Origin of the sequence: Methylomonas koyamae (assembly GCF_019669905.1) — a bacterium.
GTDB lineage: Bacteria > Pseudomonadota > Gammaproteobacteria > Methylococcales > Methylomonadaceae > Methylomonas > Methylomonas koyamae.
In genome coordinates this window covers 4623551-4645778 of record NZ_AP019777.1, presented here as the reverse complement: position 1 = coordinate 4645778, position 22228 = coordinate 4623551, and the positions used below count along the sequence as shown (strand labels likewise).

Below are 22228 nucleotides of genomic sequence, written 5' to 3'. Positions count from 1 at the left end.
CTGCGGCATAGGCGCATTTTCGGCATCTTGGCGTAAACCTTGCTCGCTCAGCGCCAGCCGTTGCCGAACTCGCCCGCGCCGATGCCCAAAGATTTTTCAGGATTCTTACACACGCTGTTTCTGAGCCACGCGCCGGAAGTCGGCGCCTTTGTGCGCGGCCGTTGGCCGAAGGAGCCGGATGTCGGCGACATCGTGCAGGAGAGTTTTCTGCGCTTGTCGCAGTATCCGGAGCCGGACGCCATTCAAAATCCCAGGGCGTTTTTGTTTCAAACTGCGGCCAATTTGACCGTCGACCGCCACCGCCGTCGGGAGACTCGCGCCCGTTTTGCCGACGCCGATGCGGAAATCGACGACATTGCCGACCACGGCCGCTCTCCGGAGCAATACTGGCAGACCCAGCAGCAACTGGAGCGGTTTTCCGAGTGGTTGGCCGAACTGCCGGAACTGCGCCGCCACGCCTTCATGCTGTACCGGATCGAAGGTTGCTCCCACGCCGAAATCGCGGCTCGGCTCGGTATCTCGGTGCGCTGTTCCGAGCGTTACGTGATGCTGGCTATGCAGCACATCAGCGCCAAGCTAAGCGCCGACCCGGACGCCGACTGGCGGTAACCGTGCGCTTTATCCGTCTAGCCTATGTCCGGTAAACTGCCGCCTCTTCATTTACCCGAAATCCGCGCAACGCCGATGCCGCCTTCCTGTACCCAAGCTCAACGCGACCAAGCCATCGCCTGGTTGTTGCGGCGGCGCGAGTCGCCGCAAGATGCGAGCGTGCAACGCGATTTTTCGGCCTGGCTGGCGGCCGACCCCGCCCATCCGCAAGCGTACCGCCAAGCCGAGCGGCAATGGGCCTGGATGCGGCAATTCGAAGGGCAAGACTTCCAAGCCAGAGACGAAGCTCTAAGCTACCGGCCGCGCCGCGCCGGCCGCCGCTGCGCCGCGTTCGCCACCGCCGCCAGCCTGTTGCTGGTTGCCGGCTGGGCCTTGTTTTCGCCGCAGGGTTGGTACGGCCTGCCGCATAGTTACTCTACCGGCAAAAACCAGCGCCTCACCGTGGCGCTGGCCGACGGCTCCAACCTGGAATTGAACGCCGACTCGGAAGTTCGGGTGCGTTACAACCGCTTCCGGCGCCGGGTGGAATTGGTGCGCGGCGAAGCGTTCTTCAGCGTACGCCACGATGCCGCCCGGCCGTTTAGCGTCCATACCGATAACGCCGTAGTCCGCGATATCGGCACCGCGTTCGACGTTTATAAACAAGCTCGCCAAACCAGCGTGACGGTATTGGAAGGCGTAGTGGAACTGGAAGGCGGCGGCGAGCGCAAGCAACTTGCCGCCGGCCAGCAATTGGCCTATAGCAACGACGGCGGTTTCCAGGCCTTGCCGCATAGCGATCCGGCCGGCGCCACCGCCTGGCGCCAGGGCTTGCTGGTGTTCCGCGGCCGGCGCCTGGCCGATGTGGTCAGTGAAATCAGCCGCTACCACGACGTCGATATCCGCCTGCCCGACCCGAAGCTGGCGGAGCTCAGGGTCAACGGCAGCTTCCGCACCGAACAACTGGACGCATTGTTGAACGCCGTCGCCACGTTGTTGCCGGTGAACATCATCCGCCTCAGCGAACGGGAAATCGTGCTGGAGCCGACAGGAAAAGCCCGCTAATCCCGAAGTCGGACCGCGTAGCCCCGGCTGCGATTACGAAACGTTATTCGGCTTCAACAATAAATGCTGCCTGAAACTGCACCGCATCGAAATTCGTTGCACGGCTGGCGGCATTTTTTACGTCTTGCGTCTATGTCCATGAACCCTTTTCAACTGGAGACATGGAGTATGACCTTGAAATTCGCCCCTCTGGCCGTTGCGGCGCTGGTTTCGGCGCCGGCTTTCGCCGACGGCAGCAAACACCGGTTCGACATTCCGGCCCAAGATTTGGCCGCTGCGTTGCAGCAATTGTCCGCACAATCCGGCGCGGCGATGCTGTATACCGAACAAGCCGCTGCCGGTAAAAACGCACCGGCATTGCATGGCGAATTTACGCTAGAGGAAGCCGTGCGCCGCCTGATCAGCGGCAGCGGATTGATCTACACCATCGACGGTAGCGGCACGGTGACGTTACGACCGGGCGAAAATCGCCAGGAAACGACAACGTTGGGGGCGGTCATGGTTAGCGCTAAGGCAATTTACGACACGACCGACCCGTATAACACCGATTACCAGGTCCGCCACGCCAGTACCGCGACCAAAACCGATACCCCGATCATGCAAACTCCGATGTCGGTCAAGGTGGTTCCGCAAAGCGTGCTGAAGGACCAACAGGCTATTACTATCGAACAAGCGTTACGCAATGTCAGCGGCGTCAGCAGCGGACTCGGCGGCAGCGGTACCTTCTTTATCCGCGGTTTCGGCAGTTATCTCAATTATCGAGACGGTTACAAGAGCCAAGGCGAGTGGGCTCATACAGAAGACCTGGAAAACGTCGAGCGGGTCGAAGTGTTAAAGGGGCCCGGCTCCATCCTGTACGGTCGTGCCGAGCCGGGCGGGATCGTCAATTTCGTCACCAAACAGCCTTTGGATCGGCCGTATTACGCCTTGCGTCAGCAATTCGGTTCGTTTGACCTTTATCGAACCAGTGTCGACGCCACCGGGCCGTTGAACGACGACAAGAGTCTTGCCTATCGTTTTAACCTGGGTTACCAAAGCAATCATTCCTTTCAGGAGTTCGGCGGCAACGAACGCTTGCTGGTGGCGCCGACCTTGCGTTGGAATATCTCCGAGCGCACGGTCAGCACTGTCAAACTCGAATACAGCAAGATCAAGGAATTGGGTAACGGTAGGGTGCCGTTGTTAGGGAATGGCCCCGCGCCGATAGCCAGAGAACGCAATTTGGGCGAGCCGTGGAGTTTTACGGAAGACGAATATGTGATGCTGGCGTTAAATACCGAGCATGACTTCAACGACCGCTGGAAACTCCGGCATCGGTTCAATTTTAAAAACTACAAGCAGACGATATCGGCAATTCATGGATCGAGTGCGGATCCAGCCACCGGAAACGTCGGTAGAGCTTTTTTTGCGCAAAACACCGATGGCGACGACTTTCAGCACAATTTTTATAATGCGTTGGAATTGACCGGCAAATTCGCAACCGGCTTTGTCAAACACAATATTCTGTTAGGTGGCGACTACTACAGAACCGATTACCGGGCGACGATGGCGGGTTTTGGTTCCAATCCGGATTTTTACGACAACAGCAATCTCTACAATCCCGTGCATAGGGCAGCTCCGCCGACCATTCTACCCAGCGACGTGACATACTCGAATTCGACGTTGCCGTGGTTCGGGCTTTACGCTCAGGATCAAGCGGAATTGCCGTTCCATATCCATCTGTTGGCTGGCTTGCGTTACGACAACGCCGATATGTATTCCAGCAGTAGCGGTGAATTCGGCAGCGGCCGAAGCCCGGATACCCATTCCGAGCGCGTGTCGCCGAGAGGCGGTCTGGTATGGCAGCCGATTCCGGAGTTTTCGGTGTACGGTAGCTATACCGAGAACTTCGGCATGCCCGGCAACTTCGGCTTGGACGGCCAACCGCTACCCGCGCAAACCGCAGATCAATGGGAAGTCGGCGCCAAAACCGAATTGTTCGATGGCCGCTTCACCGCGACGCTGGCCTATTACGATTTGACCAAGCGCAACGCGCCGATTGCCGGCTATCTGGCATATACCCGAGCCTTGGGCGAAGCGGAATCGCGAGGTATCGAATTCGACTTATCCGGCGAACTTGCGCCGGGTTGGAGCGTGATCGGGGCTTATTCCTATATGTCGTTCGCCAAAACGATTGCCGACGAAACCGATCCGGCCGTGGTGGGTAAACGTTTGAACAATGCCCCCAAGCATAACGGTAGCCTGTGGACCACTTACCAATTGCAGCAAGGCGATTTACGCGGTTTGAAGTTTGGCGTCGGCATGCAAGCGGTCAGCCAGCGGGAAATCGGCTTTTACGAAACGGCACAGGCACCGGGCTATGCGATCATGAATCTGATGACCAGCAAGGACTGGAAGGTGGGACAAACCAAAGTGACAGCCCAACTCAACATCGATAACTTGCTGGATAAAACGTATAACGCCTCGATTTACAGTTATGGGCCGACTTATTACGGTAACCCGCGTACCTTCATGGGGGCGATCAAGATCGAGTATTAGCCTTGGAACAGCTAGGCCATATGGATAACAGCCTAGTTTTTGCCGGCTCTCTAACTACTCATACCCATCGGTCGGTCGTACAAGACCAGGCTTCACCTTGGACTTCGACTGACCCTGGCGAAAGCAAGAGCCGGGTTTATAGACAGTGCAGTTAAGTGCGGCCGGCCTCCCTGTATTTCAAAGAAGGCCATGAAAACCGAATCGATCAACTTAACTGGATTGGGTTTATTGAGTGGCTGCTACATCGGCGGGATCAGGCAGCCTTGGCCAACCTCGCCCGCCGCTTTTTCAACCAAATCACGACGCCGGTCACCGCCAGCATGACAATGGCCAGGCCGAGCGTGCAGACCAAAATCCGGTACGGCATGCCGAACACGTTGGCGGTGTGTAGCGCGGCCAGCCAACTGGACACGGTGTTGCCGGCATATTGGCCGCTGGGGAACAGCAGCAATTTCTGCGCCCCGGTCGTAGCATCCAACACCAATCGGGTATCGCCGCCTTTGTCCTGAATGTCGGCACCGCTGCGGGCGACGTAAACGTAAAACCCTTTTTCGGCGTTGTATCGGAACGATACCGGCTTTTCGATTGACACGCCGTGTGCATGGGTAGCCTGTTCCATCAGTTCCCCGGCAATGCGGTAGGCGTCGCGCCAAGCGATGGCCGGATTTTCCAGCGGTTTATCCAGATCCGGAAAATCCAGCCACGGTTCGTGGTATTCGCCGACCAGCGTCCGCGTCACCGGCGCATAGACGCTGTCGCTCAGGTTCATGTAAACGCTGGACCAGGCGAACACCAGCAGCAACAGCCATAACCATAGGCCGCCGGCGCGGTGCAGATCGAAATTGATCCGATAGGCGGAGCCGCGCCATTTGATCTTCCAGGCCGGAGCCCAACGCGGCCAAAACGGCTTGGCCGGCGTTGCCGCGGCAGGGCGCCGGCTCGGCGGCAGCGTCAGGTAACAGCCGACGAAGCTGTCCAGCGTCCACACCAGCGCGGTAATGCCCAGGATCCAGCCGCCGATTTCGCCCAGCGCCAAGGCGTAATGCAAGCGGTAAACGAACGGCAGCAAATTGGTCAGGCCCTGGCCGATATCGCCCCACTTGCGCCGCCCCAGTTCGTCGCCGTTGTAGGGGTTCAACAGCAACTGGTCGAAATCCAACGCGTAAGGTTTGCCGTCCAGCGGATTGGTCTTCGGCGCGACCCAGACTTCGACGGCGTCGTCGCTCAGGCTCACCGATTGGAAACGGGCGTTGGGCGCCAACGTTTCCACCCGTTCCAGGATGCTCGGCAAACCCATGCGCGGCCGGTTGCCGGCCGGCGCCGAGAATGCCGGATTAAGCCAGCTATCCAGCTCGTGGTAGAAAGCCAGCAAACTGCCGGTCAGGCCGACGATGACCAGAAAAACCGTCATCGCCAAGCCGGCGTAACGGTGTACAACCACCCAGAAGGGGCGCAAGTTCATGGGATACTCCTTGATTCCGAAAAAAGGTTTATATCCGGTAAGACGTATGGGCGCGGCAATTCCCTACATCGGCGCCAAAATCGGTGGGTTGGGCGGGAGCGGTCGGCCGAAATTGGCCCGGCGCTTAGGAGACGAAGCCTGCCTTTTCAGGCCAGGTAGCGAGGATTCGGCAAAGTCGGATGCCGCGGTTAGCCCTGCGCGCTTTTGCCGATCAAGACCAGCCAGGGCGTGAGCCGGGTTACCCGGATCGGTAAGGTTTGCTGCAGCGACTCCAAGGCTTTGTCGGTATCGCGGATGTCGAAACGGCCGCTGATTTTCAAGTCGCGTAGCGGTGCGCCGCGAATAACCAGCGTTCCTCGGCGGTAACGGCCGAGTTCGGCCACGACCTCGCTCAGCGGCGCGTTTTCGAACGCCGCGTAGCCCTTGAGCCAGGCCGTGCCGCCGGCCGCCGGGCTGTGCCGGATATCGCCGCTGCGGCGGGCGGCAACGGTAATGCTGTCGCCGGCTTGCAATAAAGCCGGTTCGGCTTCGGGCCGGGCGACGGCTACCTGGCCGCTGACCACGCTGACGCTGGCGTCGGCGCTGTCTTCCCTGACGGCGAAGCGAGTGCCCAGCACCCGCACCGTACTGTAGCGGCCGCTGACTTGAAACGGCCGCTGCGGCTCGGGTTGCACGTCGAAAAAGGCTTCGCCCTGGCGCAATTCGACCCGGCGCAAGCCGTCGTTCAAGTCGACGCTGATCGCGCTGGCCGAATTCAGAGTGACTTCGCTGCCGTCGCCCAGCCTGAAACTTTTGATTTCGCCGACGCCGGTACAGTAATCGGCTCGCCAACAATCCAGCGTCGGCCGGTAGCCGGCGAGCAGCAGCATCAGGCAGGCCGCGGCAGCCAGGGCCGGAGCCGCGCGCCGAATGCGCAACCGCGGGCTGGGCGGCGCAGTTAATTCCGCGGCGGCCAAGGCCCGGCCGAATTCGGCGTCGCCCCAAAACGCCGCCGTTTGCGCATAAGCCCGGCGGTGGGCCGGATCGGCCCGGTACCAGCGTTGAAACTCGTCGCGCTCGGTCTGCGTCGCCGTTTCGGCGCGCAAACGCACGAACCAGGCCATGGCCTGCTCGGCGGCGGCGTCGGATACGGAAACGGGCTGGTGCTGGGTCATGGCCGGATTATATAGCGGCAGCAGGGAATATCGAGCTGGCGGCCGGAGCCGGCCGAGCCTCAGCTATCACGGTAAGGGCGGTTGAAATGGACGCCCAGGCGCCGGCGGCAATGCGCCAAGCCTTTGATGATGTGCTTTTCCACGGCGCTTTCGGAAATATCCAACAGCTTGGCGATGTCGCGGTAGCTGCTGCCGTGTAATTTGTGCAGGATAAAAGCATCTCGGCAGCGCGGCGGTAGTTCGGCAATGGTTTGATGCAACAGCGCCCGCCATTGTTGGTCCGACAGTTGCTCCGCCGCATCGGGAAACGGCTCGGCTTCGTGGGTAGCCCAGGCGGTCCGGTGCGCGTCCACGATCTTGTTATGCCGCAAATGGTCCAGAGCCAAGTTGCCGGCGATGCGGTACAAAAAACCGCGCGGATGCTCGATCGCGCCAACGGCGGCGCTGCGGCTCAGAATGACGTAACTTTCCTGCAGCAAGTCCTGAGCGGCATCCGGGCATTGCACCAGCCGTTGCAAATGGTGCAGCAACTCGCTGCGGTACCGCCGGTACAGGGCACTGATGTCCAGACTCATGGTTTATGGAATTGGCATTTGGTATTGGCGGAACACTCAGCCAGTTTTGTGCCATAGAGAAATGCCAGTGTTATCAGTCGGTTGGCGTGGTTGCGGCGGCGGGAAGTGTGCGATATCGCCCAGCCGACCGGTCAAATGACGCAGTTTATTTTGCTGAGCGGCGCCCGCCCCGCCGTTTTTGCAGCCAACGAATCACGCCGGTGACGAACAGCACCGGGCAGGCCAGACCGGTGATGAATACCAAAATCCGCCCGGTCATGCCGAAGGCCTGGCCGGAATGCAGCGGCCATTGCCAGTGGGTGAAAATTTCGCCGGCCGTGGCCGTCGGCAAACTCGGATCGTCCAAGTCCAGAATCTTGCCGCTGTAGCGGTCGATCACCGTGCAGCGCCGTTGCAGGATGCTGCCGGGTGCATCGACGCCGTCCTGGCAAACCGTATAGGTTTTGGTCGGCTCGGCGGCGCCGTAAATCCAGTGCGGACGGCCTTGCGGGTATTGTTTGAAGGCAATCGCCGCCGCCTCGTCCATGCCGATGGTCGGTGCATTTGGATAAGGCGGTTGGGATTGAAACCAGTAGCGGTAAGTCACTGGCGAGAACAGCTCCAGCACCGGCACCACGTTGTGCGGCAGTACCATGTAAATCCCGGAAAACAGTACCGGCACCATCACCAACAGCGTGTAAAAGCCGCTGGTTTTATGCAGGTCGTAATTGAAGCGGACTCTGCCTGCCTTGGCCTTAAAAGTCAGGGCATTGCGCCAATGCCCGGTCAGCGGCCACCAGACGATCAGGCCGGTCAAGGTCGAAATAATCAATAACGCGGCGGACCCGCCGACTATCGGCTCACTGAGGTCTCCCGGAATCAACAAGGCGAAATGCAATTCAAACATCAAGCCGATAAAAGTGCTGGGTAGCCAGTCGCTGGAACGCCTCTTGAGTTGCTTACCCGTGATATTAGTCGTATACGGGTCAACGGCAACTTCCCAGTTTTCCAGCGAACCGTCAGCACCAGCAACTGCGTACCGCAGTTTGAAGGCCGCGAATTCGTTGCGCGGATAGGTGGCGAAGTTATGTTTAGCGTTTGGCGGCATCGCCTGCTTGCCGGCCGCGAAAATTTCCGCCAAGGGTCGATATTCGGCATGTGCCGGTGGTTGCACCGTCAACATCTCGGGATGTAACCATTCGTCGATTTCGGCATGAAACACCAGGATGCTGCCGGTGATGCCATAAATAGACAGCAACAAGCCCAGCGTCAGGCCCAACCACAAATGAACGGTCAGCCAGCGTTGGCGGCGGGCTTTCAGGCGAGACAGCTCTCGGTTTTGCGGCTTGGATTGGATAAGCGTGTCAGGTTGATAGAGATTACTGTTCATGATGGGGGCCGGTTACCGTCAACATTCGAAAAATAGGCCGGGAAACCAGGTACTGCTGTTGCCTGGATCAAGCGCTGGCCGCCTTTCTTGAATAAGACGTTTAGGCGTAGGAAATCCTCATCGTATCGACCGGGTTTGGCGGGACTGTGTGACATTCCCGCCGTCATTTCGGGCCGGAGCGCCATGCTTCGCCACGCTTAGGCCTATTTATTGGCAACCCGCAATCGCTTAAAACCGGTATTCCACGCCACCGAATACCGAGCGGGTCGCGCCGGGATTGAACTGTTCCAAATCGGCGCCGTTAGCATTACCCATCACCCACACCGACGACGCATAATGCTCGTCGGTCAAATTTCGGCCATCGACGAACAACTTCCAATGTTTGCCGTCATCCCAACCCATGCGCGCGCCCAACAGCGCATAAGGTTTGGCGGCCAGGGTGTTGGCGAAGTCCGCATAATTGGAACTGACGATGCGGGCATTGGGGCCGATGTAAAAGCCGCTGGGATGCTGGTACAACGCTTCGACGAAAGCATTGTGTTCCGGAATGCCGGGCAAGCGGTTATTGCGCAGCGCGGGATCACTGTCGAACGTAAAGTCATTCCAGGTGTAGTTGCCGCTGAGCCGCAAGTTATCGCCGGATGCCGCCAGATTTAGCGGCAAAGTGGTTTCCAAGCCGAGTTCGACACCACGATGCAAGGTCGTGCTATCGGCGTTGGTGGAGGAAAACGCCGTTGGATTTCTGGGATCGGCAATGATCAAGTATTCGTTGTTAACCCAGGACTGATAGAAGGCCAAATCCCATTTCAAGCGCTGGGCTTGTCCGCGCGTACCGATTTCCACGGTGCTGGCTGTTTGCAGATTTCGTTTGGGTTGGAGATAAATGTTGGCAAGATCGGCCATTTTTGGCGGTTCGGCGCTGCGGCTGACATTGCCGTAAATCTGTGCTTCGTTGGTGGCTTGCCAGGTAAAGCCCAGCTTGGGGTTAGCCGTGAAGAAATCTTGATTGGCTTGAGGGCTGGGTCTGGCGGCACTGGCAACGTAGCCCTCGTACCGCTCATAGTTTACATCGCGATAATTCAACTGGATGCCGGCAATCAAGGTAAACCTGTCGGTCAAACTCAATTGATCTTCCATAAACGCTTCGACATTCAGCCAGCGGTCGCGCTCCGCCGTCAACAACGGCCCAAGCTGCCGGCCGACGACGCCGTAGTTTTTATCGTTGATAAATTGCCATTGGGTCAGACCGCCCCAGACCACCCGGTTATTTAAACCCAATAACTGACCGTTGAGTTCATGCCGCCAATTGAAGCCGACATCCTGCCACTGGTCGTGATTGCCGCTATCGGTATAGTCGTAACGATAGTTATTGATCGAATAATAAGTGCCGACATCGAGTCGATCGCCGCCATGCAATTTTACCGAATGCTTTAGATCGAAGCGGTAGGATGAAAAACCGTTAGGCAGCGACCAGTCGTTGGCGTTTTGTTGGGGATTTTGGTCAATTTGCCGCTTGCTCAGCGATGCCGGCCACAAGAAATTATGGTTTTGCGCATCGAAATACAAACGGGTTTCCTGATTTTCGTTCCAGCGGTAACCGATATTGCCGTGACCTAAAAACTGTTCTTGATGATTGTTTTCCCGGGTTGTATCGGTATTGACGTAGGAAAACGTGCCGAAAACATCCAGGCCGTTTTCGAACACTTTACCGCCGCTGAAATAAGGTCGGTAATAATCGTTGGTGCCGCCGACGATGCCAATTTTCAAGGGATCGGCGGTGTAGCCGGTCGGCGTGATGTAATTAATGGCCCCGCCTAGGTTACTGCCGCCGTATTCCAAGGCATTGGCGCCGCGATAAACCTCTATATGCTCGATGGCGTAAAGATTGAGCATTTCGACATCGAAAGTCCCGTTGGCGTGGGTAAACGGCAAGCCGTTACGCAGGATTTTGATCCCGCGAATCGGCGAAATATCGGAATTGCCGTCCGAACCGCGGATGGAGATACGAGACCCGCCGGTCGCGCCAGCGCTAATGTCGCCCACATAAACACCCGGTGCCGTCGCCAAGGCATCGCTAACCGACAACGGCGCGCCTTCCTTGATCCGTTCGCCATCGATCACCGAGGTTCCGCCCGCCACACGATTCAGTTTGGTTTGCGATTCTTGCAAGGATGGCGTGGTTAAACTGGGACTAACGGCTCCATAGGCATTTCCCGTCACTGTGACACTGGGCAATGTCGTCGCGCCCACTGCCGACTGCGGCTTCACTACCGCCATCTTCTCCAGCGTTACGGTATTGCCGTTGCTGAACCGGTAATTCAGGCCGGAGCCCCGTAGCATTTTCTGCAAGGCTTGTTCGGGGCTGTAAACGCCTTTTAGTTCCGGGGCGGTGATGCGTTCGGCGATGTCGCCTTCGTACAGGACCTGCAAGCCGGTTGCCGCGGAAAAACGGGTCAGTGCCGAGGAAAGTGCCTGGGACGGGATGTCGAAATTTTGCGTGGCCGGTTCGGCGGCAACCGTGACGGCGGGCGCCAACAAGCCGGCGGCGGCCAAGGCGAAGAAATGGCTGCGGCGGGCCGGTGCGGGGTGTTTCATTCGTCAATCTCCTTTGTCTATGAATGGTGTTACCGACAAAGACGACGCGAGTTTGGGTTTACCCTTAGTGGCGATAGAAAAATTTTTTCAATTTCGACTGGTGTGGGTGATTCGCTCAAAGTCGCCATCGATTCCGGCTTGAAAGGCGCCGATGGGTACTAGTGTTTCTTGTCGGTTGCGCAGGGTATGCACCGCATACCACTCGATGGTTTCCGAGGCCGGCGGTATTTCAGGGCAAGATTATCAACAGCCATCGCTCAATTCGGATTCAACCAGCCATTGTCCGGTCCGGCTTAGCAGGTATTCGACGTGGCGTTCAGTGACCTGCAACTCGGCGGCGATTTGCCGATGCGTCTTGCCGTGCAGGCGATGGAGATACAGGGTCTGGCGATGGGTAGGCGGTAAGCCGCGAATCCAGCTTTTCACCGCTTGCCATTGCTGCCAGCCTTGCACGTAGCGTTCAAGTGGCGGGCTTGGGCAGGGCCATTCGTCATCCAGCTCTCCGCCGTCCCACGTTTGGCGGCGGACTTGGCCGCGCAGGTAATCCAGTGCCAGATTGCCGGCCACCCGGTACAGAAATGCTCGACTGTTGGCGATTTGCCGTTGGTCCGGATAGTTGGCGATGTGTAGAAAAGTGTCGTGCAGCAAGTCGGCAGCCGTATCGCTGCAATTCACCCGGCGCACCAAAAATTGCCGCAACTCGGGCTGATGGCGTAAAAAGGCGGCGGTTAGCGGGGGATAGTTCGAGGTCATGGCCGAAATCGATAGAGTTAGATGCGTAGGGTATGCACCGCATACCATTCGATGGTTCCCGAAGAATCAAACGACAAATAAAGGTACGTGGTGCGTACCCTTGGCTTCCTCGGGCAGCAGTTCCAGCGTCAGACCCCATCAAAGATGCACGGTCAGCCAGCGCCGGCGGCGGACTCTCAGGCGGACCCGAGTATCGTTGAGCGGTTTTGTTTGTCGAATCGAGCTGATTGGATTGATAGTGTGATTCATCTTTCACCTAGAAATCAGAGCGGCCAGGAGTGGCGATGATTTTGTATGGAACTGGTATGACTAGGGCGTTTCGGTGACGAAAACCTCCATTCCGTTTAATGCCAACAGCCGGACGGATTTTGTCGTTGTTAGGTGCCGCAAAGGGCTTTGAACCGTTCAGGTCGGGGTTGTAAACCCCGACTCGCTCAAAGGCATGAACCCACCTAACCGTCGGGTTCGTTGCCTCGCCCTAAAGTGGGTAAGCAGGTTAATACTCCACTTTAACCGAACCCATAAAAGTACGCGGCGCGCCCGGCGTAATAAAAGTATTACTATTATCAGTTGCAACGTAATATTGATGATCCAATAAATTCTCGATATTGAATTGCAGTGTGGTTTTTGCTTTTGCTATAGGTAACTGATATTTTGCCATCGCATCCACTCTTCCATATCCCGGCAATTCAAAGCTGTTTGCACTATCCCCTTCTCGTTGGTCTTGAAAAAATACTCCAGCACCAACGCTCAAACCTCTGACTCCATGCTCTTGAAGATCATAGTTAGCCCAAACACTGCCCGCATTTCTGGGGACATTCCATAAGCGATTTCCTGCATTTTCGCCTTTCAAAATCACCGCATCGGTATAGGCATAAGAAGCAATAAGTTTTAAACTATTTGTTATTTGTCCTGAAACATCAATTTCTACGCCTTGACTACGGGCTTCACCGATCGCTTGCGAAAATTGCGTACCTGCAATCGGAACACTTATGTTTTGCTTGGTCAGGTGATAATACGAAACACTAGAAATCAAACGCTGATCGAAAAATTCGGTCTTAAATCCTGCTTCGAATTGTTCAGCCGTTTCAGGAGTAAGACTGGTTCCATTGACACCGGTACCCGTGTTTGCCGCGCCAAGCGATTCAACAAAATTTCCGTAAACTGAGAGCCATTCCCAAGGTTGATATAGCACTCCAACCCTAGCAGGCTGGTGAAAAACCCACTGATATTTCCCCTTACCCACGGTTTCCGTGATTTTTTCGTGTTGAAATCGGTCATGACATCGAGTTTCAACCGTTTTGCCCCTGTTTCAAGGGCTTTTTATTCGCCTGAAGCCGTCTGTGGACGGTTTTCAGGCGCACTTCGCCCTAGGTGGGCGCACTCCACGCCGGTTTCGGCGTGAACACCAATAGGTTGAGCAAGCGCGTCAGGTTGTAGGCGGCAAAGCAAAACAAGGCCTGACCTGCGACTTTGGCTAAGCCGATGTGGCGGGTTTTACGCAGGCCCCCGACGGTCTTGATCCAGCCGAAGGCTTCTTCGACGATTTTGCGGCGCTTGAGGCTTTGAGCGTACGCTTTGCCGCGCGCGGTGCGGCCATCGACGGCACTGCCGGTCTTTTTGCGAGCAACATGGGCTTTGATGTCTTGCGTCTTGAGTTTGTTGACGAACGCCGGTTGGTCATAGCCTTTGTCGGCACCGACGCTGCCGCCTTTGGGAACACGGCGTTTGATCATTGTTTGCGCGGCTTCGATTTCAGCGGTGCCGGTGGCTTGGGTGGTTTCGACATCGACAATCAGGCCGTTACGATTCTCGGATAGGGCATGGGTGATGTAACGCAGTTTGGCCTCGGTGTATTCGCCTTTCTTGTAAAGCCGCGCTTCGGGGTCTGTCGTGCTCTGATGCGTGGCATTGCTGCGCTTTTCGCCGCTGAAGTCGACCTCGGGATTGCGGCCGGCGGGTTTATCAGGACCGCTGCCGTCTTTCTTCACGAAGCTTTTGTGCGAGGCCCAGGCTTCGATCAGGCTGCCGTCGACACTGAAGTGTTCGTCGGACACCAGGTTTTGCCATTCGGCAATGGCCAAGACCCGCTCAAAAAACTCGCGACTCAGTGCTTCGGACAGCAGGCGCTCGCGGTTGGCGCTGAACACGCTGCGTTCCCAGACAGCATCGTCGATACCCAAACCGACAAACCAGCGAAACAGCAGGTTGTAGTCCAGCTGTTCCATCAACTGGCGTTCGCTACGAACGGTGTACAGCACTTGCAATAGCAAGGCGCGCAGCAGTTTTTCGGGCGCAATCGACGGGCGGCCAGTATGGGAGTAGCATTCGGCAAAGACCGCATCCATAGAGGCCAATACGCCATCGACGAGTAGCCGTAAACGACGCAACGGATGCTGTTTGGGAATACGGTCTTCCAGGCTAACGTAGCTGAACCAGCTATTTTGAATGGCATCGTGTCCGCGCATGGGGGGCTTCTCCAATTTAGATGCGCTATTTTACTTGTTTGCTGAGGCTATGCGCCTTGATGACTGCAGCTTTGGGAGTTTTTCACCAGCCTGCTAGGGCTGAATTTTTGATTTTCTATATCCGTGAAGTTTGATGATGCGTCCGCTAAAGAAATCGATGAAAATCCACTTCCTGTATTCGCCCAATCATACCTTCCACCGCCAAGGATATGAAGTTTGTCAAATAATGTAATTTGATCCTGGAAATAAACGCCGTTCCAATTGGTGTTTGAATCTATAAAACTATTTTTTGCTGTAGTTGCGAGGTTTACCCCAGATTGCCCATATTGAGGATTAAAGATATTAATAGGATTGACTGGCCCACCAAAAACGGCCGGCCCTAAAAACCAACCATCAATATTGCTATTGGATCCCCAATAATCCCATCCAACCAATACAGTATGTTTAATATCACCAGTTGAAAACTTACCCGAAACATTGATAGTACCACCCAATACATCTTCGGTATCATAACCACAACATAGCACTCTATTCAGATCAACAGGGTCTGGGTTTAAAAAGCCTGGGGCAGCATGTTGAATATCGAGGGCGCTTCGGTTTCTGTGGTTAAACTTGGCGTTAATCTTCCAATTGTCAGAAAACTCGTGATTTAACGTCACAGCAGTACTATAGAGTTGGTTTTTACCTCTATCTATCGCAGGTTCGCCCAAGAAGCGCGAAATAGGAATATTGACGGGCCTACGAGTTACGGTGCTAGCAACAACACCGTGATCTTCCAATGATTTTTCATTTGAATAGATAAAGTCGATATCAAGCTGCGTGCGATCACTGATTTTCCAAGTCAACGAGGGAGCAACAAATTTGCGATCAGTAAAAGCAAAATCGCGAAAAGAGAGGGTGTAAGAATTTTTGTGTAAACGGCCATTAGGCAGGAAACTGCCCTTACTTTGAGGAGTAACTATGACCTTACCAAAAGCCATCCCAACCGACCTAATTGATACCTTATTGTCGGGCTATCAAAAACCTGAAGACCTGCTGGGCGAAAATGGCCTGCTAAAACAACTCACCAAGGCCTTGGTCGAGCGAGCCTTAGAAGCCGAAATGACTGAACATTTAGGCCATGCCAAGCATGAGTCAGTCTGCAACGCCACCGGCAACACCCGCAATGGCAAGAGCCGTAAAACCCTCAAAGGCGATTTTGGCGCATTGCCGATTGAGATTCCCCGTGATCGTCATGGTCAGTTCGAGCCGCAAATCATTGGCAAACACCAATCCCGCTGGACGGGCTTTGATGACAAGATCATTTCACTCTATGCCCGAGGTCTGACCGTCAGGGAAATCCAGAGCCATCTGGAAGAACTGTATGGCACTGAAGTTTCACCCACCTTGATCTCCTCGGTGACGGACGCCGTGATTGAGGAAGTCAAAGCCTGGCAATTGCGGCCGCTTGATCCGGTTTACCCCATCGTTTATCTCGATTGTATCCACGTCAAAGTGCGCGATACCGGTGCCGTTCGTGTCAAGGCCGTTTATCTGGCCATAGGGATTAACCTGCAAGGAGAGAAGGAAGTGCTGGGCTTGTGGATCGCCCAAACCGAAGGCGCCAAGTTTTGGTTACAGGTCGTGACAGACCTCAAGAATCGCGGCGTGCAAGACATCTTCATTGCCTGTGTCGACGGTTTGAAAGGCTTCCCGGAAGCGATTGAAACCGTCTATCCACACGCCGCCGTCCAACTGTGTATCGTCCACCTAGTCCGCAACAGCCTGAACTATGTCAGTTGGAAAATGCGTAAACAGATCGCCGGCGATCTCAAACGAATATACCAATCCGCCAGCGTCGTTGAAGCAGAGCAAAGGCTGGCTGAGTTCGAGACGCAGTGGAACGAGGCCTACCCGCCCATTGCTCAAATTTGGCGACGTAATTGGGATAGAATCATTCCCTTCTTCGACTATCCGCCCGAGATACGCCGCATCATTTACACTACGAATGCGATCGAGTCGGTGAACATGAGTTTGCGGAAAATCACCAAGAATCGCGGCTCATTTCCCAGTGATGAAGCCTTGTCGAAATTGTTCTATTTGGCCCTGATGAATATCAGTCAAAAATGGACCATGCCGTTGCATGACTGGAAAGCGGCTTTGAATCGGTTTAGCATTCAGTTTGAAGACAGGATGCCCAATCGATAATTAAATCCCGTTTACACAAAATTCAGGACACCCTCCGAAAAGAGTTTTTGTCTAAATATTCAAAATTTATTCGATACATTAACGACCCATCTCCATTGATTGAGCCAGTAGCATCCGCCAGCGTCTGAAATAAGTCGTATGAGCCAAACCGTTGTTCTAATGAATAATAGGGCATTGCCTGGGGTCTTTTGGTAACAACATTAATCATGCCACCGGGCTCTATGCGTCCGTAAAGATTCGCAGCGGCTCCTTTTACCACTTCAATTCGCTCTGCATTTGCCAACGGTATTCTGCTGACTGGCCACCTCAAACCATCTATGTAATTAGTATTACGCGCATCAAAACCACGAATAAAGAATGTTTCAGAAAAGCCACCAAAACTAAAACCCTGAAATACACCGCTGACGTTTTTGATGGCGTCACCGAGCTGAACGGCTTGCTGATCATGCATTACCGCCTTGGGTACTACTTGGATGGAGATCGGCGTTTCCATGATCGGCGTGTCGGTTTTGGTAGCCGTATTGGCATTGGGTAGGCGGTAGTCTTCGTTGTAAGGATCTGTCGAATCGTAAACCGCAGTCCCAACCACCGTCACCGCCGGCATCGCCGTCGTGCCGGATTGGGGTTGCGGCTGCGCAATTTTCAAGGTCACCGTCTTATCGCTGGAGATGGAGTAGCTAAGCCCGGTGCTGGCCAGCAGTTTCCTGAAGCCCTCTTCGACGGTATATTCGCCGTCCAGCCCGGCGCTGGTTTTGCCTTCGGTTAGTCTGGCTTCGGCGACGAATAACATCCCGGATGTCGTGGCAAACTGGCTTAGCACCTGGCTCAACGAACCGCCGCCGATGTGATAGTTATGTTTAACGCTTAGCGTGTCGGCATCGCTTTCCGCGTAAGGGGCTGTGGAAACGGTCAGTGCGGATAGCAGCAGCATGCCTGTTACGGCTTGCTGCAATCGCGACGATTGAAAGCCGGGGCGGCAACGGCGTTTGGTGGGTGACATCGGTTCTATCTCCTTGAAAATGATTGTTGTCACTACCTATGTCAATCGAAAATGAAAAAGCGGAACCGCGGAAGGAAAAAATATTTAGTACGGGCGAATTCGCTACGCGCTCTTACGGGTCATTCGCCCGTTAAGGATTTCTCCAAAATAACTTCTCTTGTGTATCCCCTCACCCCGGCCCTCTCCCGGAAGGGGTGGGGGCAAAAAGCGTAAGTTGTTTTTGACGGAATCCTAAGCGACACCGCCAATGACTCCCGATTCAACGCGGCAGGACTTTTACCCAATACGGCAGCGGGTGGCTCAACTTGACCGGCAAGGTGGCTTCGAGCGAGGCGAGGATGTGGTCGGTGTCTTGCAGCGGGAAGGAGCCGACGATGCGCAAGCCGGCGATTTCCGAGGAACAGGTGATGTACCCTTTGCGGTAACGGCTCAGTTGCAGTAAAAATTCGCCGAGCGGCATGTCGTCGGCGATGATGACGCCTTGGGTCCAGGCCGGCCGGTCGAGCGGATTCGATTGGATAGTCTCGATGCGATTCGCGCTGAAACCGGTCCGCTGGCCGGCGCGCAACACCTGCTTCGGTACGGAACCATGCGCCGGCTGTATTTCCACCGCATCGGCAAACACGGCAACGCGGCTACGGCCTTGCTGTTGGCTGACGCTGAAGCGCGTCCCCAGCGCCCGCACCCGGCCATCCGCAGTGTCGACGACAAACGGCCGCTGGCGGCCGGACTTGTCGGGCGCGGTCTCGATATAAATTTCCCCGGACAACAATTGCAGCCGCCGCCAATCGGCGGAGAAGGCCAGGTTCAACGCGCTGCCGCTATCCAGAATCGCCGTCGAGCCGTCGGGCAGAGCCAGCGTTTGGCTTTCGCCCGCCGCAGTCTGGTAATCCGCCGTGCATTCATGCCAAAAGTGGCTGCGCGAAACTTGCCAGCTCCCTAGCCCCACGACCCCCAGCAGTACCAGGTTTTTGATCGCGCGCCGGCGGTATAAATCGGGCGCGTCTAACGCGGCGTAGGCCGCTTTGGGCGGCAATGCCCTGAATTTGTCGGTGTAGAATTCGACCCGGGCCCAGGCGGCGCGGTGGTCCGGGTGTGCGGCCAGCCAGGCTTGCCACTTTGCGGTATCGTCTTGGCGAGCTTCGCCGGAGCCGAACAGCGCAAACCACTCGGCGGCCTGGGCCAGGATGCGCGGGGCGATGTCCGGATTATTCTTGTGTCGCATCTGGGTTTAAAAACCGGCGAGTAGGCACTGCAGCATGGCTTGCGCCATATATTTTCTGACCATGCGGTCGCTGACGCCGAGCCGCCGGCCGATTTCGGCGTAGGTGAGTCCGTCCAGTTGCGCCATCAGGAAGGCCTTGCGGACTTTCGCCGGCAATTGGCAAAGCAAGTCGTCGATTTCGCGTAGCGTTTCCAGAATGACGGCATTTTCTTCCGGCGACGGTGCCATCTGTTCCGGATGGGCCGCCAATCGCTCCAAGTAGGCCTGCTCGATGGTGGCGCGGCGCCAGTGATTGATCAGCAGGCGCTTGGCGATCGTCACCAGATAGGCGCGCGGCTCGTGCAGGTTGGAGGTCTGGTTCGAGGCAATGACGCTCAGGAAGGTGTCGTGCGCATGGTCTTCCGCCTGCAGGCGGTCCTGCACCCGCTTTTCCAGCCATTTCAGCAACCAGGGATGATGGTCTTGATAAAGCCGGGTCAATTCCTGTGCGCCGTTGCCAATCAGTTGTGTGGTCATCGATTAAACCTTAGCTTGCTTGGTAAGTGCCTTTATCCATAGCTTGTTGTGTTAAAGGGATTGGTTTTGCATGGAACGCTTGCTGTAGATGAGGCGATCAAAACAAAATATTCTCTGCTTGCAAACTCGATCGTTAAGCAAGAATTGGTCCTTTGCGACAAGGCGCTGATTTAAAGCCGGGCGTAGCGTGGAGTTTTGCAGAAAAAATAGCGACTTGCGTTTCAGGGTCTCGCTACAAATAACTTCCGCTTATGGTTCCCATGCCCTTGGGTACGCGGAGCACTCATCGCTTACACATCTTTTTTAACAGCCGTCATTCCGGCAGGGATTCACATTGGGCTATCCTGCCCAATGCCCTTCGGGTTAATGCAAATCCGTTCCTGACGGATTTGTGCCGGAGCCGTAGACCGCGAAGCGAATCCAGGCTGCAAGGACCGCTTGGCGCTACCGTCCATGGCACTGGATGCCCGCGTCCTGCGGGCATGACGACACTTGTGTATAACGATAAGCGCAGAGCATGGGAGCGATTGGCTCGAAGTGCGGGATATTATTTGTGCCCAATTCCTTAGCACGATAAATGCGTTTCGTTGGCCGAGATGGCGAACAACCGCGAGGTGGCTTAAGCGAATTGTGTGATATGGCCTATCGATGGCAAAAAGTGCGTGATTTGACGGAATATCTAAAAGCGCGTCGGGGTTGCGCGGGTTCGAAGGTAGACCGGGCCTGTGCAGCAACTGGACGATTGCAATACGAGGCTGCCGTTGGCAAGCCGGCCGAATCCCGAATCAATACAGCAGCACCAGGCCGCCGGGCATCCGCAAGGCTTTGGCCGGCAAGGTGGCCGTCAGCGCGGCTACCACCGCGTCCGGGTCGCCGTTGTTGAAGACGCCGTTGACGACCCTCTCCGCCAACTGCGGATTGACGGCGACGATGCGACCCTTGCGGTAGCGGTTGACCTCTTCCAACACCTGCGTCAACGGCTGGCGGTGAAACACAATCTGCTGGCGCCGCCAGGCCAGCGCATCGTCGTTATCCAATTTCGTAACGGCTTGCAGCCGGCCTTGCCGGTATTCGGCCTGCTCGGCGGCATGCACCAGGGCCTTGGCTTGATCGGCGACGACTTCCACGGTGCCTTCGCTGACGACGACGCGCAGATCGTCGGCTTGTTTGCGAACGCTGTAGGCGGTGCCGACCGCTCGTGCCGTCGCCTGGCCGCCGTCGACGACAAACGGCCGGTTCTTGTTCGGTGCCACTTCGAAATAGGCTTCGCCGCGCAGCAATTCGATCTTGCGCACATTGTCACTATAACGGACTGCCAACGCGGTATCGGTGTTCAAGGTCAGCCGGGAGCCGTCTTCCAGATCGACGCTGAATTGTTGGCCCGCTTCGGTATGGTAATCGCTGCGCCAGTTTTCTAATTGAGCGGGTAAGCGCCAGCAGGCAACCATCAACAATAAGCTCAGGCAACCCAAAGAAAACCAACGCAGGTTTCGTCCGCCGGGTTGTGGCGTTTGTAAGATTCTTTCATCCTGCTCTCTCCCAATGGGGGCTGCCGTAAAAGTCAAAACAGAACCCTCTCCTTTTGGGAGAGGGCAGGGTGAGGGTGTATAAACCAATGTCTTACCTTGTTGACTCCCCCTCGGCCCAACCCCTCTCCCGCGAGGAGAGGGGCTTTCACTACCGCCGCCAATGATGGAGGATGGTTCAGTTTTGGCTTCTTGCAGGCGCTGGTGGACGCGCTCCGCCGGGAGTTGCAGCAGACTCCACAGCTTGCGGGTTTTGTCGTAGGCTTCGGCATGCTCGGGATGGGCGCGATACCAATCTTGAAAGCGGCGGCGCTCGTCGTCGCCGGCGTCGTCCGCTTGCAGGCGCGCAAACCAGGCGCTGGCCTGGTCGGAAACCGATAGGGATGACGTTGACTGCTGCTTATCGGACATGATGAGGGGCGCGAATCGATGGGCCGGGGTTGGCATGATGCCACGATTTCAAAATGGGGTTAAGTTGCATGATGCTGCCGGATTAAAAGAAATCGACACGGTCTTTCAATAGCTGCAAAGCCTTGTGCATATGGCTTTCCACCGTGCGCGCCGATATTCCCAGATCGGCGGCGATTTCGGAATAACGCTTGCCTTCCACCCGGCACAACAAGAATACCGTCCGGCACTGTGGCGGCAGTTCGGAGATGAGTTTTTCGAACAATTCCATTTGTTGTTGGCCCTCCAGCGCGCTATCCGGTTGCGGTTGGTGGCATGGGATGTCCTCGTCGACCAGGCCGCCGTCGCGTTGTTCTTGCCTGGCTCTACTGCGCAAATGGTCCAGGGCCAGATTGTCGGCGACGCGAAACACGAACGCCCGCTGATTGCTTATCTCGTTGGCGCCGGCATAGCCGGCGACGCGCAAATAGGTTTCCTGGGTCAAATCGGCGGCGCTATCGCTGCAGCCGACCTTGCGCGCCAGAAATTGGCGGATTTCCGATTGGTAGCGCAAAAAAGCGTCAAGTAATTGGGATTCGCCGACGGTTGGCATGTTGGCTGTAAAGGGGGGCAGGGTAGCCAAAGGCAGCAAATTGCAGGCCATACCTATCGGCTCGGAGCCGGACCGCCCGGCGCGGGCTATCGCATTCGGCCGGAGCGATCCGGCTGCGGCACCGGAAATTGCGGTTTGGCCCGTGTCCGCCCTTAGCGAATTTCGGCGCGGCAGAGGCATATTCCCCGGCCGAAATTGCCGATGCGC

Annotated in this window: 18 protein-coding genes; 4 read left to right on the top strand and 14 right to left on the bottom strand. The window is 56.2% G+C overall.

Annotated elements, in window-relative coordinates; all coding sequences use genetic code 11:
- Nucleotides 1-81: 81 nt before the first annotated feature.
- The 3 genes from MKFW12EY_RS20920 to MKFW12EY_RS20910 all read left to right on the top strand — a co-directional run bounded on the left by MKFW12EY_RS20920 (nucleotide 82) and on the right by MKFW12EY_RS20910 (nucleotide 4191).
- Nucleotides 82-609: an RNA polymerase sigma factor gene (locus tag MKFW12EY_RS20920; RefSeq protein WP_221053702.1), complete on the top strand. Its 528-nt coding sequence runs from the start codon at nucleotides 82-84 to the stop codon at nucleotides 607-609.
- Between the two features lie 75 nt (nucleotides 610-684).
- On the top strand, nucleotides 685-1653 hold the full coding sequence (locus MKFW12EY_RS20915; protein WP_221053701.1) for a FecR family protein: 969 nt from the start codon (nucleotides 685-687) through the stop codon (nucleotides 1651-1653).
- A 168-nt stretch (nucleotides 1654-1821) separates the two neighbouring features.
- On the top strand, nucleotides 1822-4191 hold the full coding sequence (locus tag MKFW12EY_RS20910) for a TonB-dependent siderophore receptor (RefSeq protein ID WP_221053700.1): 2370 nt from the start codon (nucleotides 1822-1824) through the stop codon (nucleotides 4189-4191).
- A gap of 253 nt (nucleotides 4192-4444) precedes the next feature.
- On the opposite strand, the gene MKFW12EY_RS20905 is transcribed toward MKFW12EY_RS20910, so the two are convergent.
- From MKFW12EY_RS20905 to MKFW12EY_RS20865, 9 genes are all read right to left on the bottom strand, one after another.
- Nucleotides 4445-5653, bottom strand: coding sequence for a PepSY-associated TM helix domain-containing protein (locus MKFW12EY_RS20905; protein ID WP_221053699.1), 1209 nt, complete (start codon nucleotides 5651-5653; stop codon nucleotides 4445-4447).
- 188 nt (nucleotides 5654-5841) lie between these two features.
- On the bottom strand, nucleotides 5842-6807 hold the full coding sequence (locus tag MKFW12EY_RS20900) for a FecR family protein (protein ID WP_221053698.1): 966 nt from the start codon (nucleotides 6805-6807) through the stop codon (nucleotides 5842-5844).
- A 59-nt stretch (nucleotides 6808-6866) separates the two neighbouring features.
- Complete coding sequence (locus tag MKFW12EY_RS20895; RefSeq protein ID WP_221053697.1) at nucleotides 6867-7382, bottom strand: RNA polymerase sigma factor; 516 nt, start codon at nucleotides 7380-7382, stop codon at nucleotides 6867-6869.
- Nucleotides 7383-7527: 145 nt separating this feature from the next.
- Nucleotides 7528-8751 (bottom strand): PepSY-associated TM helix domain-containing protein, encoded by a 1224-nt coding sequence (locus MKFW12EY_RS20890; RefSeq protein ID WP_054763481.1) that lies wholly within the window; start codon nucleotides 8749-8751, stop codon nucleotides 7528-7530.
- 228 nt (nucleotides 8752-8979) lie between these two features.
- Nucleotides 8980-11346 (bottom strand): TonB-dependent receptor domain-containing protein, encoded by a 2367-nt coding sequence (locus tag MKFW12EY_RS20885; RefSeq protein WP_221053696.1) that lies wholly within the window; start codon nucleotides 11344-11346, stop codon nucleotides 8980-8982.
- Nucleotides 11347-11589: 243 nt separating this feature from the next.
- Entirely contained in the window at nucleotides 11590-12099 is a 510-nt protein-coding gene (locus MKFW12EY_RS20880; protein WP_054763482.1) for an RNA polymerase sigma factor, read from the bottom strand.
- 496 nt (nucleotides 12100-12595) lie between these two features.
- Nucleotides 12596-13345 (bottom strand): TonB-dependent siderophore receptor, encoded by a 750-nt coding sequence (locus MKFW12EY_RS20875; protein ID WP_245006378.1) that lies wholly within the window; start codon nucleotides 13343-13345, stop codon nucleotides 12596-12598.
- 124 nt (nucleotides 13346-13469) lie between these two features.
- Nucleotides 13470-14567, bottom strand: coding sequence for an IS5 family transposase (locus MKFW12EY_RS20870; protein WP_221053058.1), 1098 nt, complete (start codon nucleotides 14565-14567; stop codon nucleotides 13470-13472).
- Nucleotides 14568-14614: 47 nt separating this feature from the next.
- A complete protein-coding gene (locus tag MKFW12EY_RS20865) occupies nucleotides 14615-15547 on the bottom strand; it encodes a TonB-dependent siderophore receptor (RefSeq protein ID WP_221053695.1) in 933 nt (310 codons plus the stop codon).
- Between MKFW12EY_RS20865 and MKFW12EY_RS20860 the strand changes: the two genes are divergently transcribed.
- Complete coding sequence (locus MKFW12EY_RS20860) at nucleotides 15528-16754, top strand: IS256 family transposase (protein WP_221052987.1); 1227 nt, start codon at nucleotides 15528-15530, stop codon at nucleotides 16752-16754. The two genes, MKFW12EY_RS20865 and MKFW12EY_RS20860, sit on opposite strands and share 20 nt — an antisense overlap.
- A gap of 22 nt (nucleotides 16755-16776) precedes the next feature.
- Here the strand turns inward: MKFW12EY_RS20860 and MKFW12EY_RS20855 are convergent, their stop codons facing one another.
- From MKFW12EY_RS20855 to MKFW12EY_RS20835, 5 genes are all read right to left on the bottom strand, one after another.
- Nucleotides 16777-17754 carry a TonB-dependent siderophore receptor gene (locus MKFW12EY_RS20855; protein WP_245006377.1) on the bottom strand — a complete coding sequence of 326 codons (978 nt, stop codon included), beginning with the start codon at nucleotides 17752-17754 and terminating at the stop codon, nucleotides 16777-16779.
- 259 nt (nucleotides 17755-18013) lie between these two features.
- Nucleotides 18014-18979, bottom strand: coding sequence for a FecR domain-containing protein (locus tag MKFW12EY_RS20850; protein ID WP_221053694.1), 966 nt, complete (start codon nucleotides 18977-18979; stop codon nucleotides 18014-18016).
- Nucleotides 18980-18985: 6 nt separating this feature from the next.
- Nucleotides 18986-19495, bottom strand: a complete 510-nt coding sequence (locus MKFW12EY_RS20845) for a sigma-70 family RNA polymerase sigma factor (protein ID WP_221053693.1) — start codon at nucleotides 19493-19495, stop codon at nucleotides 18986-18988.
- A 785-nt stretch (nucleotides 19496-20280) separates the two neighbouring features.
- Nucleotides 20281-21432 (bottom strand): FecR family protein, encoded by a 1152-nt coding sequence (locus MKFW12EY_RS20840; protein ID WP_054763504.1) that lies wholly within the window; start codon nucleotides 21430-21432, stop codon nucleotides 20281-20283.
- 82 nt (nucleotides 21433-21514) lie between these two features.
- Nucleotides 21515-22072 (bottom strand): RNA polymerase sigma factor, encoded by a 558-nt coding sequence (locus MKFW12EY_RS20835; RefSeq protein ID WP_245006376.1) that lies wholly within the window; start codon nucleotides 22070-22072, stop codon nucleotides 21515-21517.
- Between the last annotated feature and the right edge of the window lie 156 nt (nucleotides 22073-22228).

Bases quoted from the DNA above. Each gene is read 5' to 3' on its own strand.
- MKFW12EY_RS20920 (WP_221053702.1), top strand. From the start codon at position 82: ATGCCCAAAGATTTTTCAGGATTCTTACACACGCTGTTTCTGAGCCAC.
- MKFW12EY_RS20915 (WP_221053701.1), top strand. From the start codon at position 685: ATGCCGCCTTCCTGTACCCAAGCTCAACGCGACCAAGCCATCGCCTGG.
- MKFW12EY_RS20910 (WP_221053700.1), top strand. From the start codon at position 1,822: ATGACCTTGAAATTCGCCCCTCTGGCCGTTGCGGCGCTGGTTTCGGCG.
- MKFW12EY_RS20905 (WP_221053699.1), bottom strand. From the start codon at position 5,653: ATGAACTTGCGCCCCTTCTGGGTGGTTGTACACCGTTACGCCGGCTTG.
- MKFW12EY_RS20900 (WP_221053698.1), bottom strand. From the start codon at position 6,807: ATGACCCAGCACCAGCCCGTTTCCGTATCCGACGCCGCCGCCGAGCAG.
- MKFW12EY_RS20895 (WP_221053697.1), bottom strand. From the start codon at position 7,382: ATGAGTCTGGACATCAGTGCCCTGTACCGGCGGTACCGCAGCGAGTTG.
- MKFW12EY_RS20890 (WP_054763481.1), bottom strand. From the start codon at position 8,751: ATGAACAGTAATCTCTATCAACCTGACACGCTTATCCAATCCAAGCCG.
- MKFW12EY_RS20885 (WP_221053696.1), bottom strand. From the start codon at position 11,346: ATGAAACACCCCGCACCGGCCCGCCGCAGCCATTTCTTCGCCTTGGCC.
- MKFW12EY_RS20880 (WP_054763482.1), bottom strand. From the start codon at position 12,099: ATGACCTCGAACTATCCCCCGCTAACCGCCGCCTTTTTACGCCATCAG.
- MKFW12EY_RS20870 (WP_221053058.1), bottom strand. From the start codon at position 14,567: ATGCGCGGACACGATGCCATTCAAAATAGCTGGTTCAGCTACGTTAGC.
- MKFW12EY_RS20860 (WP_221052987.1), top strand. From the start codon at position 15,528: ATGACCTTACCAAAAGCCATCCCAACCGACCTAATTGATACCTTATTG.
- MKFW12EY_RS20865 (WP_221053695.1), bottom strand. From the start codon at position 15,547: ATGGCTTTTGGTAAGGTCATAGTTACTCCTCAAAGTAAGGGCAGTTTC.
- MKFW12EY_RS20855 (WP_245006377.1), bottom strand. From the start codon at position 17,754: ATGTCACCCACCAAACGCCGTTGCCGCCCCGGCTTTCAATCGTCGCGA.
- MKFW12EY_RS20850 (WP_221053694.1), bottom strand. From the start codon at position 18,979: ATGCGACACAAGAATAATCCGGACATCGCCCCGCGCATCCTGGCCCAG.
- MKFW12EY_RS20845 (WP_221053693.1), bottom strand. From the start codon at position 19,495: ATGACCACACAACTGATTGGCAACGGCGCACAGGAATTGACCCGGCTT.
- MKFW12EY_RS20840 (WP_054763504.1), bottom strand. From the start codon at position 21,432: ATGTCCGATAAGCAGCAGTCAACGTCATCCCTATCGGTTTCCGACCAG.
- MKFW12EY_RS20835 (WP_245006376.1), bottom strand. From the start codon at position 22,072: ATGGCCTGCAATTTGCTGCCTTTGGCTACCCTGCCCCCCTTTACAGCC.